This is a genomic window from Chloroherpetonaceae bacterium (genome assembly GCA_033763895.1).
In the GTDB taxonomy this organism is placed as follows: domain Bacteria; phylum Bacteroidota; class Chlorobiia; order Chlorobiales; family Thermochlorobacteraceae; genus JANRJQ01.
The window spans coordinates 766,499-781,398 of the sequence record JANRJQ010000004.1 but is presented as its reverse complement, the minus strand read 5'-3'; the positions used below and the strand labels follow the sequence as shown (position 1 = coordinate 781,398).

Here is a 14,900-nt window from a genome sequence, read left to right as displayed (position 1 = left end):
GTGAATGCAGTTACATCATAACATAAAACAGATTTCTGCAGCGGTTGTGTTTGGTTGTTTTTCAATAGTGTGGATATGGTGGATATCACATTCATACGCAAAGCCAAGCAAATTAAATACAGAACGCGATTCAAATCGATTCACTCAAGCAACGGATACCATTCGAATGACTATCGGATTCGTGGGCGATATTATGGCCCATATCACCCAAGTGAAAGCGCAAAAAGTGAACGACACAACCTACGACTTCAACGATAATTTTCAGTTGATGAAACCACTGTTCACACCGATTGATTTGATGATAGGGAATTTAGAAACCGTCTTTGGCGGGTCAGGTATTGCCTATTCAACACACCCGCGCTTCAATACACCCGATGCACTTGCAGCAGCTTTGCGCGATGCAGGTTTTGATCTGCTTTCAACAGCCAATAATCACATGATGGATCAGGGAATCGAAGGAATGAAACGCACGATTTCTGTGATTCGGAATCATGCAATGAATTCCACCGGCTCAAGGCTCTCTTCCGATGAACTGCGTTACTTTGTGCAAACGATTCAAGGAATCAAAATTTCCATTGCCGCATTTACTTATGAATCAGATCGAGTCAAAGGTGAAGTGCTCATCAACGGGCTCAAAATAAAAAAGGACGATAAACTTCTCGTCAATTCCTTTACGCCGTTTAACCTGCAAGACGCTACAGATTCGCTTCGAATTGTAACCAATGCAATGATGGCCGATAGCTCCGAATTGCAAGTGATGATTATGCATTGGGGCGATGAATACAAAACAAAACCGAATACCGTTCAACAAGCGTTGGCGGATAGCCTGCGAAAAATGGGTATTGATATTGTTCTGGGAAGCCACCCGCATGTCATTCAGCCGGTGGTATTCGAAAGGGATCCGATTCAGGGAAAAGATTTTCTTGTGGCGTACTCCTCTGGCAATTTTATCAGCAATCACCGATTCGAAACCAAAGGCAATTACTACACCGAAGATGGTCTTTTTGTGGTTGTAGAGATTGAAAAGATTGGCGAAGCAAAGCCGAGACTTAAAGCAGTAAATACAATTCCGCTTTGGGTAAATAAGTATTGGAATAATGGAAGAAATCATTTTGAAGTAGTACCTCTTGAATCGATTCTGAATGATTCGCTTTCCTTAAAACGATTTTCAAAGGCCCAAAAGCAGAGAATGGAAAGTTCTCTTAAACGCACTAAGGAGATTCTAAGTATCAAGTGACAATTGAAAGAAATAGAGGTAGTTGAAAAGGGGGAACAAAAATTAATCCATTATCTCGATTCGGTTTCTTCCATTTTGCTTGGCTTTATAAAGAGCTTGATCCGCTCTCTGGAAAAGAATTGTGGGCGATTCAGGAAAGGAAGACAGTGTAATACCAAACGAGGCCGTAAACCGCCCAACGTCTTCAACATTACAATTCAGAACCTGCTGACGAAGCCGTTCGCCTAATTGCTGCAACTCCTTTAAGTTGCTATCCCGCACGATGATGATAAATTCCTCACCACCCCACCTTACCAATGTATCAGACTCGCGAAGTGAATGTTGAATGCAATTCGCAAACAGTTGTATTACACGATCTCCCGCCGGATGACCATAAGTATCATTGATTCTTTTGAAGTGATCAATATCGGCAACGATTAATCCCGTTCGCGACTGCGGTAAGGCGGTAAGTTCATTAAGAAGTATTTCTCCGGCTCTTCTGTTAAAAGCGCCGGTAAGCATATCCGTTTCAGAGGCAATCTTAAAACGCATTCGCTCGTCTTGCAAGCGCATCACCGCAACATTCATTTTAGAGTGATAATACACCATACAAGTATTGACCGCCATAAAAGGACCTAAAGTCATAAACAGGTCTTTTCCACGGGGTGTGAAAATTTCTTCGGGTATAAAGGCGAAGTAAATGACGATTGGAAACGCCGTGATCACCCAAATTCCAAGAGCGCGCCGAAGGCTTGAGCGTGGTCGAAGAAAAACAATAATAATGGTGGTGAGCAGAAATGGCCCCGCAGAGATTGGTGGCAAAAGATCAAGCAAGCTCGAACTCGAAAAAAACAAAGATTGAAAAGTGTAGAAGTAAATTGGAATCACAATGGCAGAAAGTGAAAAGAGTGCAATGTGATTAATGGTAGCCGCTATCCGATTTGGATCTCGTAGAAGGCGAATCAAAAGAAATGTGCTCACAATAAAACCAAAGGGTGGAACAATGAAATCGATGAAATGAGAATGTTTTGAATCAAGAAAATGAATGCAAGTGATAACAAAAGACGAAATCACCATAATGAATAAAATCAGTGTAAATATCCTGCGCCGTAATTCTTCTGAAAGTGAATCAAGTGTTTGCATTAGTGTGATGAATAAATGGATTGAGCGTTTGATATGTCGCAAAGTAAGAACCGAAGGAGCGAGAGTCAAATGCAAATGGAAATAAAACCAGAATGCAGGGTATTCATGAATTGGGGAAATGCTTCAAGGGAGTTGACATATAGATATTCAATTCACAAAAAAAATACGACCCCGTTAAGGGGCCGTATTAGAGCAGCGTTTAATTAGCGCTTAAAAGCCAATAAAGACATGCGCGGCAACAGTTGAAAAATTTGGGATATAGATATAACGAACATCCACGCCAAGTCGAATTGGGCCGAGAGGTAAAATGACATCGAGCCCCGGTGCAGCCATCATCTTGAAGGCGGTTTCGGATGCTCCAACAGATGCATCTTCAATCGCAATCAACACAGCACCCTCAGCGCGAGCTGTACCAACAGTTAAGTGCGGACGAATCCTTAAAAGACCGGCATTGAAAGAGTAAGCCCCGTATGCGCCAAAAGTGGCAATTCGTGCCGCAGCACCCACTGCAATCGAATTTCCATCTTCATCTTCTATGGTGCTTCCTTCCGCTTTACCATTATACCAAATGAATTCTCCGCCAAACGAAACCGGTAAGACCGGTAAACTAAAGAGATAGCGCGCGCCACCTCCCAAATTATACCCATCCTTAAAGCCATTTCCGACCGTCAACTCAAATTGAGCAGAAGCCTTGGCTGAAAATAGAATGAGAAAAAGCCCGATAAGTGCAAGCAGTTTTTTCATTTTATGTATGATTTTTTTGTTTGAAAAAAGGTGAGTTTTGAGCCTGAGACCTGTTCCAATTTAAGGGAATCTTAAAGGGAAATAAAAATGGGTTGAAAAAAAATGAAGGGATCAATCAGAATGATACTCGCCCACCAAGTACAAAAGGCTGATCGAGTGGCGCAACACCCGATTCAACAATTGATTCATAACAACAAGCAGCACATAAAGCTGTTCACGCCAAACATAAGTGAGCACTTTCAGCGGGTTAAATTGGCGTTTAAGAATCATTATGAAAGGATTATCGACGTTTCAGAACTTTGAACCCAATCGAGCGGCCTTGCTTTTGCATAATCGCGAGGTTAATCCACGCCATCGCAAAGTGCTCCAAGAGTTCTACTTTATCATCGCCTCCGAAATCATAACATGCTTCAAAGCCGGCATCTGTGGCTAAGCTTTCCGCCACTTGTTTTGCAGCGAGACTCGAGCCCGCCATAAACATATCCAGCGCAATTGAACCATACTTCGTCTCTGATATGGGGTGTTCCATATTTTCAAAGCCGGTGGAATTAAAGCACTTCACCACAAGGCTTTGCGGCGCAAGTGCTTTTAAGGCCTCGAAACCATTAGCATACGGATGAGGTTTCTCGCGAATTGAATTGGTGGCATCAATAAGCACTTTGCCGGAAAGATTTCCTAAAGTGGGTACAAGTGTGGGCATTACGGCAGCAGGAATTGAAAAGAGAATAGCTTCCGCAGCGGCGGCGGCATCTTGATGCGTGTGAAGTGAAATCCCTTTTTGAGACGAAAGGGATTGAAGATCGGGTTGAGTGGTATCGCGCGTTCCAATCAGCACACGATGCCCTGCATTTGCCCACGCGCGCGCAAGTGCGCTCCCCACATTTCCTGCGCCAATAATTGCAATCTGCTTCATTAGTAATAGAAAGTTTCGTTTTGAATTTTTCCGTCCTTCACTTCATACACACAAACTTCTTCCATTATCATTCGCTGTCCGTTTTCTTTAACGGTAACATCCATTGCGATTCGCAGTGAGAAAAATCTTCCTGCAATTAACGGCTCTGAAACCTCAATTCCGTGAACCGTTAATGTGCTTTGAAAATAAATCCCTTTTTGGCGAATGCCCTCCAAGCCGCGTGTCACGGGCTGAGCGGAAGTTTGTGGCTCAAAGCTAACGGCGTCTTCAGCGTAAAGCGCTTGCTGTGCTGCTTGAAAATTCCCTTTGCGGCAATAAGCTACTAATGAAGATGCGATTTCGTTAATATTCATCTGATGTTGATATGGATTAAGAATTAGACGCCTAATGCTTCAATAACCAAACGTGCAGCCGCTGCACCCGAAAACTGTTGCTGACCGGTAATCAAGCGGCCATCGCGAACGGCAAAGGCCTTGAACATACCGCCGTTGATATAGTTTGTGTTAGAAATCTTTTTAGCTTCTTCTTCAATCCAAAAAGGCTGAATGCGTTTGCCTACAAAGTTATCGGCAAATTGCTCTTCACTATTGGCAAAGCCCGTCCACGTTTTTCCTTCAATAAGAAGTTTGCCATCGGAGCCTTTTACTTTAAGCAGGATACAAGTGCCGTGGCATATCGCAGCCACAACCTTTCCCGCGTCATAAAATGATGAAAAGAGCGTGTGAAGTTCAGAATCATTCACAAAAGTTACCATTGGTGATTGCCCACCGGTGATAAAAATGGCGTCATAGTCGGCAACTTTAATCTGTGAGATGGGTCGTGTATTTTGAATCAGTGCTGCATGCTTGGGAGATTTCTTAAACCCAAGCGATAGCAAATCGTGAGCGGAGTAACCACTTGCGTCTTCGGGGTCGCTGTAACCATCGGCTACTAAATCGCCGCCCTTTGGTGAAAAGATATCAATGTGGTAACCGCGTTCACTAAATTCCCAATACGGATGCGTCAGTTCAGCCCACCAAAAGCCAATTGGCCATCCGGTGGTGGGAGAAGTTGAAGGATTAGCGGCAATCAAAGCAATTTTTTTGGGCTGATTGGGGTTAAGGACATTTAGCGATGCGCTCATTTTGTATTTAGCATAAATTGAAAAAAAATCTTTGTGCGCCGCAAAGTAGCCGCAAAAATGACGCGCGTCAAGAACGCACTTTGCTGTGAGTAACTACCCTTTCGGGAAGAATTGAGGAATTAAGAGAATTAAAGCAATGCCAAGATTCGAGTTTCGAAAAAAATTTTATAACAACCCTGTTGAATTAGCACTTGATGTTTTAGGCGGGCGATGGAAGATGCCCATTTTGTGGCGTCTTAAAGATCGGGTTTGGCGATATGGTGAACTGAAAAAAGACTTGGGCAGAATCACACATAAAATGCTTGCCGAGCAACTTCGCGACCTTGAAAAAGACGGCTTGATTTCGCGCAAAGTCTATAATGAAGTGCCGCCGAAGGTGGAATACAGCCTCACCAAAAAAGGAAAAACCGCCGTTCCCCTCATCAAATCTCTCCGCACTTGGGGCGATGCATTTAAGAACGAGACGTTGGTTGGGGTGGTTTCCGAGCCAAAAAGGAAGTAAGACTAATCAGAGTATTAGTGAAGAAGTAAATGCTTTGAATTTGGAAGAAGGTGGGGGAAAGCCTTTCTAAAAAAGCCCCGTTATATTTCCTTCATCATCAATATCAATCATCTCCGAAGCCGGTGTTTCCGGCAAGCCCGGCATACGCATCATCTCGCCGGCAATCGGAACCAAAAATCCTGCGCCTGCGGCGATTTCAATTTCACGAATCGAGAGTGTAAAGCCCGTGGGTCTGCCCAAAAGATCAGGGTTATCGGAAAGCGATTTCTGTGTTTTGGCAATGCAAATAGGCAAAGCTTGAAGACCAATCGATTCGATGAGTTTAAGGTCGCTCTTGGCCTTTGATTGAAATTCAACGCCCGAAGCTCCATAAATTTCACGTGCAATGGTTTTGATTTTTTCTTCAACCGGTGCAGCCCAATCATAAAGCGGTTGATGCTTCCCGCGTTTCTTTTCAGCCGCTTCTGCAACAAAGGTTGCGAGTTCAACCGCACCTTCGCCGCCCTTTTCCCATACTTCCGAAAGCGAGACGTTCACGCCCAAGGCGGCGCATCGCTCTTTAATCAACGAAAGTTCTTCCGGGGTATCGGTGTAAAATTTATTGATGGCGACAATCGGTTCAAGCCCAAACTTCTTCACATTCTCCAAATGCTTTTCCAAATTGGCGAGTCCATTTTCAACTGCTTTTGGGTTTGGTGTTTTGAGTTCTTTCAAATCGCCTCCGCCGTGATATTTCAGCGCGCGAACGGTGGCGACAATCACCACCGCCGAAGGTGATATTCCTGCATACCCGCACTTGATGTCCAAGAACTTTTCACCGCCCAAGTCGAAGCCAAAACCTGCCTCCGTAACCACATACTCCGAAAGGCTCATTCCCATTTTGGTTGCAAAAATGGTGTTGGTGCCTTGTGCGATATTGGCAAATGGGCCGCAGTGCAATATTGCAGGGTTTCCTTCCAAGGTTTGAACCAAGTTTGGTTTTACGGCGTCTTTAAGCAAAGCGGCCATAGCCCCGTGCGCTTTGAGGTCGCGGGCGAATACGGGTTTTTTTTCAGTGGTCATCCCCACAAAAATGTTTCCAAGCCGCTGTTTCAAATCGGCGAAAGAGCGAGAAAGGCAAAGAATGGCCATCACCTCCGAAGCCGCGGTGATATCGAATCCCGTTTCGCGTGGAATGCCTTGCGCCGTGCCGCCAAGCCCAACCAAGATTTTTCGCAGTGAGCGATCGTTCATATCCATCACGCGTTTCCAACGAATGCTGCGCGCTTCAAGGCCGAGCTTATTTTTTTTGTTTTGAAGATTATTATCGATGATTGCGGCCAGCAAGTTGTGGGCTTTTTCGATTGCGGAGAAATCGCCGGTGAAATGCAGGTTGATATCTTCCATTGGCACCACTTGCGCTTTACCGCCGCCGGTTGCACCGCCTTTAATTCCAAAAACAGGCCCAAGCGAGGGCTCGCGCAAAACGGCGGTTGCGCGTTTTCCAATTCGGTTAAGCCCGTCGGTTAGGCCAATACTATTGGTGGTTTTGCCTTCCCCGGCAGGCGTCGGCGTAATGGCGGAAACCAAGATGAGTTTACAAGTGTTTAGCTTATCACTATTGATAAGGTGAAGCGGGAGTTTGGCTTTGAATTTTCCGTAGAGTTCCAATTCATCGAGTGGGATGTTTAGTTTTTGAGCGATGGATTGAATCGGGTGAAGTGTTGCGGCACGCGCAATCTCAAGGTCAGTCAGCATTTTGCCGTTGTGAATTGGTTATAATGTAAATGAAAACTAAAAACGATATTAAGAATAGATTCATTCTCAAAGAAATGTTCCTAAGCTTCATTTAAAAAATCTTTTGATGATTGAGAGGATGGTAAACGTTGGAATATGAATACGAGAAAGAAGTGTTAATTTTGAAATCAAAATAAAATGAGAAGGCATGTTATCTATTAATGTAAAAAAGCAGTTGCTCATCGAGGAGATTAGGGAATTATCGGATGAACAGTTTAAAGAGTTTGATAAGGAAGTTAAAAGTATCCTTAAGCCAAAACGCAAAAAGAAACGTATTTCACTAAAAGGTATTTGGAAAGATGTTGATTTTGGAAGTGATGAAGAATTAAAAGAAGATTTAACAGGACTAAGAATAGAGCTGCAAGAAAAAATTCTTAAAAGAGCACAGTGAATTACCTCCTTGATACCGTAACGATTATTCGTCACTTATCTGGAAAAGGAGATATTGGTAAAAGAGCAAAAAAGAATTTTAGCCAACATTGAATCATCTAGAGATAACTACTTTATTTCGGCAGTTTCTTTGATGGAAATTCTGTATCTCTCAGAAAAAAAGCGAATTCACTTGACTTTAGATTCAGTTCTTGAATCAATAAAGGAATCGGGTTTATATAATGTTATTGATTTAAATGTTGAAATACTTAATGAGGCTCAAAAATTGAAATTGAGTGAACTGCACGACCGAATGATTGTTGCCTCTGCTATTTGGGTTGATGCAGCAATAATTTCAAGCGACGAATCATTTAAGGGGATTAAGGGATTAGTCGTTATTTGGGATTGAAATGGAATTCAAATTTAAATGGAAAAAAGTTCTTCGCATAGTGTTATGAATCTGATTTCAATTGGCGCAACGCATCAAACCGCGCCGGTTGAGATTCGTGAGCGTCTGTCTTTTACTGAGACAGAGGCGAAAGCATTGCTTGAAGAGCTTTCTCAATCGGGTCTTGTTACAGAATCTTTCCTTGTTTCGACATGCAACCGTACGGAGCTTTATGCCGTGCCCGCCCGCGAAGAGGTTACGGCAGAGCACTTGAAGGAATTGATTATCGAGCGAAAACACGCGCGTAAAGAAGTTCGGCCTGAGCACTTTTTCTCACGCTTCGCTTGCGGTGCGGTGAAGCATCTTTTTGAGGTGACTTCGGGTGCCGATTCGATGATTTTAGGCGAATCGCAAATTTTAGGGCAAGTGAAGGATGCCTACCGCATTGCTGCTGAAACCGAGGCAACGGGAACGGTACTGAATCGGCTCTGTCATCAAGCCTTTTCAGTGGCGAAGCGGGTGCGAACTGAAACTAAACTGACAGACGGGGCTATCTCGGTGAGTTACGCGGCGGTTGAATTGGCGAAAAAAATATTTTCAGATCTTTCCGCAAAGCGTGTCTTGCTTGTGGGTGCCGGCGAAACCGCCGCCCTTGCCGCCAAACACTTGCTTGAAAAGCGGGTCACGCATATTTCAATCACCAATCGAACCACCGAACGCGCCGAAGAACTCGCACGAGATTTAGGCACCTCATCTGTAATTCCATTCACAAGTTTTAGTCAATACTTGGGTGAATATGATATTGTGATCACCGCAGTAGGTGGCACCGGTGAAGTGATTTCAGAAAGCGCTATTGAAAAAGGAATGCAAGCCCGCAAGCACGAGCCAATTCTCTTTTTGGATTTAGGCGTCCCGCGCAATATCAGCCCAAAAGCCGGCTCGATTTACAATGTTTTTCTCAAAGATGTCGATGACCTTCAAGGCATTGTAAGCAAGAATCTTGAAGCCCGCCGTGCCGAGTTGCCCAAGGTTGAAAAGATTGTAGGCGAGGAATTAGTCGAGTTTGAAACGTGGTTTAATAGCCTGCAAGTTGCACCTACAATACGAGACTTAAACGCGAAGTTTCAGAGCATTCTCAATGAGGAATTAGAGCGAATCAAGGGAAAGGTGTCGGAGGAAGAGTACAAGCGCACGGCGCAAGTTGCGGAGCGAATGATGCGTAAATTTCTTCATCTTCCCATCTCAAGCCTCAAGTCACCGCTCGATACCGCGCAATCCACCGCCGGAAAAATCAATCTCATTCGCGCCCTCTTCGAATTAGAAAAGGTAGAGCGATAATTCTATTCCATTCGAATAAAAGAGAAAAATTCAAGATGCTATATATCTGGGAAATCATTACCTCTCGTATGTATTTGGCGCGGTTCTGGGATGTCGTTTATGATATAATTGAACTGTGAAAACTTCTCGAAAACCCGAAATGAAGGATGGCGTCTTGGCGGTAGAAGCCAATTCTGCTGCTGCGTGGCGAGCGTGGCTTCAAGCGCATCATCAAACGCATAAATCAGTATGGCTGATCATCTACCGAAAAGAAAGCGGCATTCCCTCGGTTTACTATCCCGAAGCGGTGGATGAAGCGTTGTGCTTTGGTTGGGTGGATAGCAAGCCAAACAAACGAGACGACGTGAGTTATTATCAATTCTTTGCAAAGCGAAACCCCAAAAGCAACTGGAGTGCAATCAATAAAAAGAAAGTGGAGCGCCTTATTGCAGAAGGAAAAATGATGCCCGCAGGGCTTGAAATGGTTGCTTTGGCAAAGCAAACCGGAACGTGGGAAGCCTTGGAAAAAGTAGATGCCCTTATTCTTCCCGAAGATCTTCTCTCGCGATTTCAATCCAATCAAGTGGCTTATAGCAACTGGGAAAAATTTCCGCCGTCGTCTAAGCGGGGCATCTTAGAATGGATACAAGCAGCGAAAAAAGTTGAAACCCGAACGAAACGCATCGATGAAACCGTTTCGCTGGCAGAAAAAAATATCAAAGCCAATCATTACCGTCAGTAAGCCCTCATTTGTAGCCAAGGCAATAATAAAAGGAGAAGTTATTTTTTGAACTTCAACTTTCCATCGCTTCCTGAAGGTGTTGCTTTCGAAACAAACGGATTGCCTTTGATAAAAAACCGCCACGGTAATTCAACACTCCGAGTAATACCGATTCGAGTAGAAACCGAGATCTCGAATTTCCTCTTGGCGTGAGGGTTTTCTGCGATAAACAAGGGAGATTGAAAGAGCTCAAGCCCGTTTTCCTTTTTCCCGATACTGAACGCGGCAGTGAGTTTCCCCGGCCCATTCGTGAGGTCAATCTCTTTTTCAATGTTATTTCGAAACGATTTCATCGCTTCAAAGCCCATCATCGGTTCAACCGCGCGAATGAGGACTGCCGCGGCAATGCCTTCAGGTTCTGAAACCACATTCAGCATAAAGTGATTGCCGTAAGTGAAATACACATACGCCAACCCGGGTGCACCAAACATGACGGCATTTCGTGGCGTGATTCCCCGGTAGGCGTGGCAAGCCTCATCCTCAAGAGCGATATATGCTTCAGTTTCAACTATGACCCCCGAGCGTGTTCCTTCCGGTGTTTGATGAACTAGCACTTTCCCAAGCAGCGACTTTGCCAGACTCACCGTTGGCATAGAAAAATACGATTCCGGCAAAGGATGATACAGAGATGAAAACCGTGAATTCACAGAATGAGTGTTATCGAAAATGAACGATATGTCGTTAAAAATTAAATATGGTGATGAATCCTTATATTTAATGTTTATGTCGAAAAAAGGCAAACAAAGAAAAGCCAGAGGCATACCAACCGAATTTTAATCATTCGTCTGTTTCGATGGGAAAAGTTATCGCTATTGTAAACCAAAAAGGGGGCGTGGGAAAAACAACCACCGCTGTCAATCTTGCCTCGGCCATTGCGGCAGCAGAATTGACAACTCTTTTAATCGATATTGACCCGCAGGCCAATGCAACTTCGGGCTCAGGTACAAAAATGACTGAGGAAAGTAAAACAATCTACGAAGTGCTCATCGATAAGGTCGATATCGAAAATGTAATTCACTCTTCCAACATCCCGTATCTTGATATTGTACCTTCTCATATCAATCTGGTAGGAACTGAGATTGAGCTTGTGGATGTCCCGAATCGCGAACGCGTGATGCAAGAAGCGCTCGCAAAAGTTCGGAAGAAATATGATTATGTGCTAATCGATTGCCCGCCTTCTTTGGGTTTGATAACCGTTAATTCGCTCACCGCAGCCGATGCCGTTCTTATTCCGGTTCAAACCGAATACTACGCGCTTGAAGGGCTTGGGCAATTGCTCAATACCATCAATATCGTTCGCAAGCACTTAAACCCTGAACTTGAAATTGAAGGCGTTTTGCTTACGATGTTCGATAGCCGGCTTCGCCTTTCAAATTTAGTTTCCGAAGAAGTTCGAAAGTATTTCAAAGAAAAAGTGTTCAATACGGTGATACGCAGAAATGTAAAAATTTCTGAAGCCCCAAGCCACGGAAAGCCGATTTTGCTTTATGATGCGCAAAGTTTGGGCAGCAAAGATTATCTCGACTTGGCCTACGAAATGTTTGAGCGCGATGGCATCCGCCGCTTTAAGCGCGTGAATACGAAAACAAAAGGCAGTGAGAAAAACACACCCGGCGCCGGCACAACTGATCCAATCAACGAATAGCGAGCGAAATTATGGCACAAAAACCACCATTAGGCAGAGGGCTTCAAGCTTTGATTCCAACAGGCGGGATGGAAGTCTTTGAAAAAAAAACCGAGACAGGCGAAACCACTACTATTGTTCGCGAAGTAGCCACAGGAGCGACCGGAACCATCGGCAAAATTGAAGTGGCCTTGGTTCGCCCAAATCCGTTTCAACCGCGTGTCGATTTCGACCCCGTGGCGCTTGAAGAGTTAAAAAACTCGATTATTGAAAAAGGGGTCATTCAGCCCATTACCGTTCGAAAAACCGATTCGGGCTATGAACTCATCAGCGGCGAAAGGCGGCTTCGTGCGTCAACCCTTGCCGGAATAAAAGAGATTCCCGCTTATATCCTTGATATCCGCTCAGACCGCGAAATGCTTGAGCTTGCACTCATCGAAAACGTTCAGCGCGAAAAGCTAAACCCCATTGAAATTGCCAATGGCTATAAACGCTTAATGGAGGAATGCGGGCTTACGCAAGAGCAAATTTCGCAGCGTGTAGGGAAAGACCGTTCAACTGTCACAAATTTTTTAAGACTCCTTAAATTACCCAACGACATACTCCAAAGCCTTCGCATCGGTGAAATCACGATGGGGCATGCCCGTGCCTTGCTTGCACTGGAAAGCACACGAAAGCAACTTGAGATTTGGAAACAAACCCTTGAACAGCAGCACTCTGTTCGCAAAGTGGAGCAATTGGTAGGGAAAGCCGTTCGAGAAGCCGCGATAGAAAAAGGTGAAAAACCGCAACCCAAATTGATGAAGGGTGCAGAAAGTGCCGCCGAATATGAAAATCTTTTAAGGCAAAAATTGGCAACAAAAATTAAAATTAATCATACCGCAAAAGGTAACGGCGAAATCGTAATTGAATATTTTTCAACCGATGAATTGGATCGGATTGTAGAAGCGATTTCCTCCATACCGCAATAATTCTTCATTTTCCGTTTCAATGCAGTTTGTGGAAAAAAGAAATTGGGATGTTGAATATTTTCTGCCTTGCTTTGACAACCTTAATCCTAACCTAGCTTGCCTTTCAAAAAGCGTCCTTTCAAATGGCTTGAATCGCTAAAAGATGCCATTATTTTTTTGATTTTTTTTTGCGTTAATCACCCGTGTTCAAATTTATTTGCCCATTCGATTTCAATTCCTGTTGAACGGTCACTTCCTTTGGTATCGGCGGATTCCTTAATTGAAAGAAAACGAGTAAATAGTTTTGAAGATGATTCGCTTCAGGTGCTTTCAGATTCCTCTCGATTCGTTATTGCGAATCAAATTGTTTCTGAAAGGCAAGATACAGCCTCTCGGATGGAGCCTTGGCAAGTGGTGTTATGGTCCATTCCGTTTCCGGGCTTCGGGCAATTCTATAACGAGTCGTATTGGAAAATACCCATTGTTTATGGAGGACTTGGGGCAATGATGTACCTCGCACTGACAAACAATACGCTTTACTTGGACTACCGAGAGCGATATATCAACAGCTTAGCCACAAATGACCCGCTTGCAGAATCAAACCGGCGGCTTCGTGATTTTTACCGAACCAATCGCGATCAATATTACATTTTTTTTGTTGCGGCATACGCGCTTGCCTTGCTTGATGCCTATATCGATGCGCATTTTTTCGGGTTTGAAACTTCTGATAATCTCTCTATTCGAATCGCCCCTCAATTTGGCCCTAATCAAAATGAATTAATCCCATCGATTCCCCAAGGTGCATCAGTCGGGATACAAATAGGATTTTAGAACGTTTCTTTGACTCTAACAAAGCCTATTTAATGCGGTTTTTACAGTAGGCTTAAACCAAAAGAATAAAAAATAACATTAACCATCCGAACGATATGGATCAACTTCAAACCTCAGATATCACCGTGCGTGAAAGTTCAGAACAAACCTGTTTGAACTGTGGCACGGTGTATCAAGGCAATTTTTGCCCCAATTGCGGGCAGCCTGCGCGTGAAGGTTTGAAAACGTCTTTTGGAAAATTTATTAAAGAAAGTGTTTTGGATTTCTTTATGTGGGATTCAAGACTCGTCAAAACCTTGCGCATTTTTTTTCGATTTCCGGGTGCATTAACGCAAGAGTATAATCAAGGAAAGCGAATTGGGTATTTGCCACCATTTCGTTTTTTCCTTTTCTCGACAATTGTATTCTTTATTCTGAACGGGTTCTTAAATGGTTCAAAAGACGAAACCGAAGAAGGAAAAAGCAAATTTCGTGAGTTTGAACAGGGATTGAGAGAAGGCGGGAAACTTGATTCTCTTTTATCAGATACCACAAATGAACAAGAAGTTGATGATGAGTGGCAAATCGGATTAAACGGTAAGATCTCGCAAAGTGAAGCGAAGAAAGGTGAAAGCAAACAAAAATCAATTCTCAATTCGAAGAAGGAAGGAAAAAAACTTATTGACATTTCTTCTGACTCAAGTGAAAATTGGTTTGTTAAACGAATCGAGAAAAACTATAAAGCTCTTGAGGAAAGACCGAATGGGGTTAGTGAACTGATTTTAAGAAGGTTTACTCACATGCTGTTTTTTTTAATGCCTCTTTTTGCACTTGTCTTAAGAGTGTTATTTAGAAAGTCCGTGATGGCTTATACCGAGCATTTGGTTTTTTCATTGCATGTTCATGCACTGCTCTTCTTGGTTTTTCTCTTCAATATCTTGTTTAGTGAATTGGGTGAGCGGCTTCATCTTGAATGGTTGGAAACCATTTCAAATTGGATGTATATCTATCCACCCGTCTATTTATTTCTTGCGATGAGGCGGGTTTATGGTCAAAGCCGATTAAAAACTTTTGTAAAGTTTTTTTTGCTCAATTCAATTTATTCTTTCGCTTTGGTCATTGGAATGGGGGTTGCAGCCCTATTGGTTCTTATTGGTTTCTAAAGGAATTCAACTAAAGAAAAAAGTTTTTTTGACAATTGATTAAAAAAAACTATGTTCAAAAACTTAATTGAAACGATTAAA

At 43.4% G+C, this 14,900-nt stretch carries 18 protein-coding genes; 10 read left to right on the top strand and 8 right to left on the bottom strand.

From position 1 onward, the window contains the following. Positions 1–4: 4 nt before the first annotated feature. Entirely contained in the window at positions 5–1,237 is a 1,233-nt protein-coding gene (locus SFU91_04045; GenBank protein ID MDX2128188.1) for a CapA family protein, read from the top strand. Between the two features lie 42 nt (positions 1,238–1,279). On the opposite strand, the gene SFU91_04040 is transcribed toward SFU91_04045, so the two are convergent. The 6 genes from SFU91_04040 to SFU91_04015 all read right to left on the bottom strand — a co-directional run bounded on the left by SFU91_04040 (position 1,280) and on the right by SFU91_04015 (position 5,139). Beyond that, positions 1,280–2,359, bottom strand: a complete 1,080-nt coding sequence (locus SFU91_04040) for a GGDEF domain-containing protein (GenBank protein ID MDX2128187.1) — start codon at positions 2,357–2,359, stop codon at positions 1,280–1,282. Positions 2,360–2,569: 210 nt separating this feature from the next. Beyond that, the gene (locus tag SFU91_04035) at positions 2,570–3,103 is read right to left on the bottom strand and encodes a hypothetical protein (GenBank protein ID MDX2128186.1); all 534 of its coding nucleotides are present in this window, start codon (positions 3,101–3,103) and stop codon (positions 2,570–2,572) included. Positions 3,104–3,214: 111 nt separating this feature from the next. Continuing rightward, a complete protein-coding gene (locus tag SFU91_04030) occupies positions 3,215–3,373 on the bottom strand; it encodes a hypothetical protein (GenBank protein MDX2128185.1) in 159 nt (52 codons plus the stop codon). A 10-nt stretch (positions 3,374–3,383) separates the two neighbouring features. Next, positions 3,384–4,016 carry an NAD(P)-binding domain-containing protein gene (locus tag SFU91_04025; GenBank protein MDX2128184.1) on the bottom strand — a complete coding sequence of 211 codons (633 nt, stop codon included), beginning with the start codon at positions 4,014–4,016 and terminating at the stop codon, positions 3,384–3,386. Beyond that, complete coding sequence (locus tag SFU91_04020; protein ID MDX2128183.1) at positions 4,016–4,369, bottom strand: nuclear transport factor 2 family protein; 354 nt, start codon at positions 4,367–4,369, stop codon at positions 4,016–4,018. Before SFU91_04020 ends, SFU91_04025 begins: the two co-directional genes overlap by 1 nt. 23 nt (positions 4,370–4,392) lie before the next feature. Next, positions 4,393–5,139 (bottom strand): type 1 glutamine amidotransferase domain-containing protein, encoded by a 747-nt coding sequence (locus tag SFU91_04015; GenBank protein MDX2128182.1) that lies wholly within the window; start codon positions 5,137–5,139, stop codon positions 4,393–4,395. A gap of 136 nt (positions 5,140–5,275) precedes the next feature. On the opposite strand from SFU91_04015, the gene SFU91_04010 reads away from it, so the two are divergent. Continuing rightward, entirely contained in the window at positions 5,276–5,641 is a 366-nt protein-coding gene (locus tag SFU91_04010; protein MDX2128181.1) for a helix-turn-helix domain-containing protein, read from the top strand. A 66-nt stretch (positions 5,642–5,707) separates the two neighbouring features. Here the strand turns inward: SFU91_04010 and SFU91_04005 are convergent, their stop codons facing one another. Continuing rightward, entirely contained in the window at positions 5,708–7,378 is a 1,671-nt protein-coding gene (locus SFU91_04005) for a formate--tetrahydrofolate ligase (protein ID MDX2128180.1), read from the bottom strand. Between the two features lie 187 nt (positions 7,379–7,565). On the opposite strand from SFU91_04005, the gene SFU91_04000 reads away from it, so the two are divergent. From SFU91_04000 to SFU91_03985, 4 genes are all read left to right on the top strand, one after another. Continuing rightward, positions 7,566–7,808 carry a hypothetical protein gene (locus SFU91_04000; protein MDX2128179.1) on the top strand — a complete coding sequence of 81 codons (243 nt, stop codon included), beginning with the start codon at positions 7,566–7,568 and terminating at the stop codon, positions 7,806–7,808. A 39-nt stretch (positions 7,809–7,847) separates the two neighbouring features. Then, complete coding sequence (locus tag SFU91_03995) at positions 7,848–8,195, top strand: PIN domain-containing protein (protein MDX2128178.1); 348 nt, start codon at positions 7,848–7,850, stop codon at positions 8,193–8,195. Between the two features lie 45 nt (positions 8,196–8,240). Then, entirely contained in the window at positions 8,241–9,512 is a 1,272-nt protein-coding gene (hemA, locus tag SFU91_03990; protein ID MDX2128177.1) for a glutamyl-tRNA reductase, read from the top strand. A 115-nt stretch (positions 9,513–9,627) separates the two neighbouring features. After that, the gene (locus SFU91_03985; GenBank protein ID MDX2128176.1) at positions 9,628–10,233 is read left to right on the top strand and encodes a YdeI/OmpD-associated family protein; all 606 of its coding nucleotides are present in this window, start codon (positions 9,628–9,630) and stop codon (positions 10,231–10,233) included. Positions 10,234–10,271: 38 nt separating this feature from the next. On the opposite strand, the gene SFU91_03980 is transcribed toward SFU91_03985, so the two are convergent. Beyond that, positions 10,272–10,919 (bottom strand): DNA-3-methyladenine glycosylase, encoded by a 648-nt coding sequence (locus SFU91_03980; GenBank protein ID MDX2128175.1) that lies wholly within the window; start codon positions 10,917–10,919, stop codon positions 10,272–10,274. A gap of 146 nt (positions 10,920–11,065) precedes the next feature. Between SFU91_03980 and SFU91_03975 the strand changes: the two genes are divergently transcribed. From SFU91_03975 to SFU91_03960, 4 genes are all read left to right on the top strand, one after another. Then, positions 11,066–11,917 carry an AAA family ATPase gene (locus tag SFU91_03975; protein MDX2128174.1) on the top strand — a complete coding sequence of 284 codons (852 nt, stop codon included), beginning with the start codon at positions 11,066–11,068 and terminating at the stop codon, positions 11,915–11,917. 11 nt (positions 11,918–11,928) lie between these two features. Further along, positions 11,929–12,867, top strand: a complete 939-nt coding sequence (locus SFU91_03970; GenBank protein ID MDX2128173.1) for a ParB/RepB/Spo0J family partition protein — start codon at positions 11,929–11,931, stop codon at positions 12,865–12,867. Positions 12,868–12,963: 96 nt separating this feature from the next. Next, on the top strand, positions 12,964–13,677 hold the full coding sequence (locus SFU91_03965) for a DUF5683 domain-containing protein (GenBank protein MDX2128172.1): 714 nt from the start codon (positions 12,964–12,966) through the stop codon (positions 13,675–13,677). 95 nt (positions 13,678–13,772) lie between these two features. After that, positions 13,773–14,819 (top strand): DUF3667 domain-containing protein, encoded by a 1,047-nt coding sequence (locus SFU91_03960; protein MDX2128171.1) that lies wholly within the window; start codon positions 13,773–13,775, stop codon positions 14,817–14,819. Positions 14,820–14,900 lie beyond the last annotated feature (81 nt).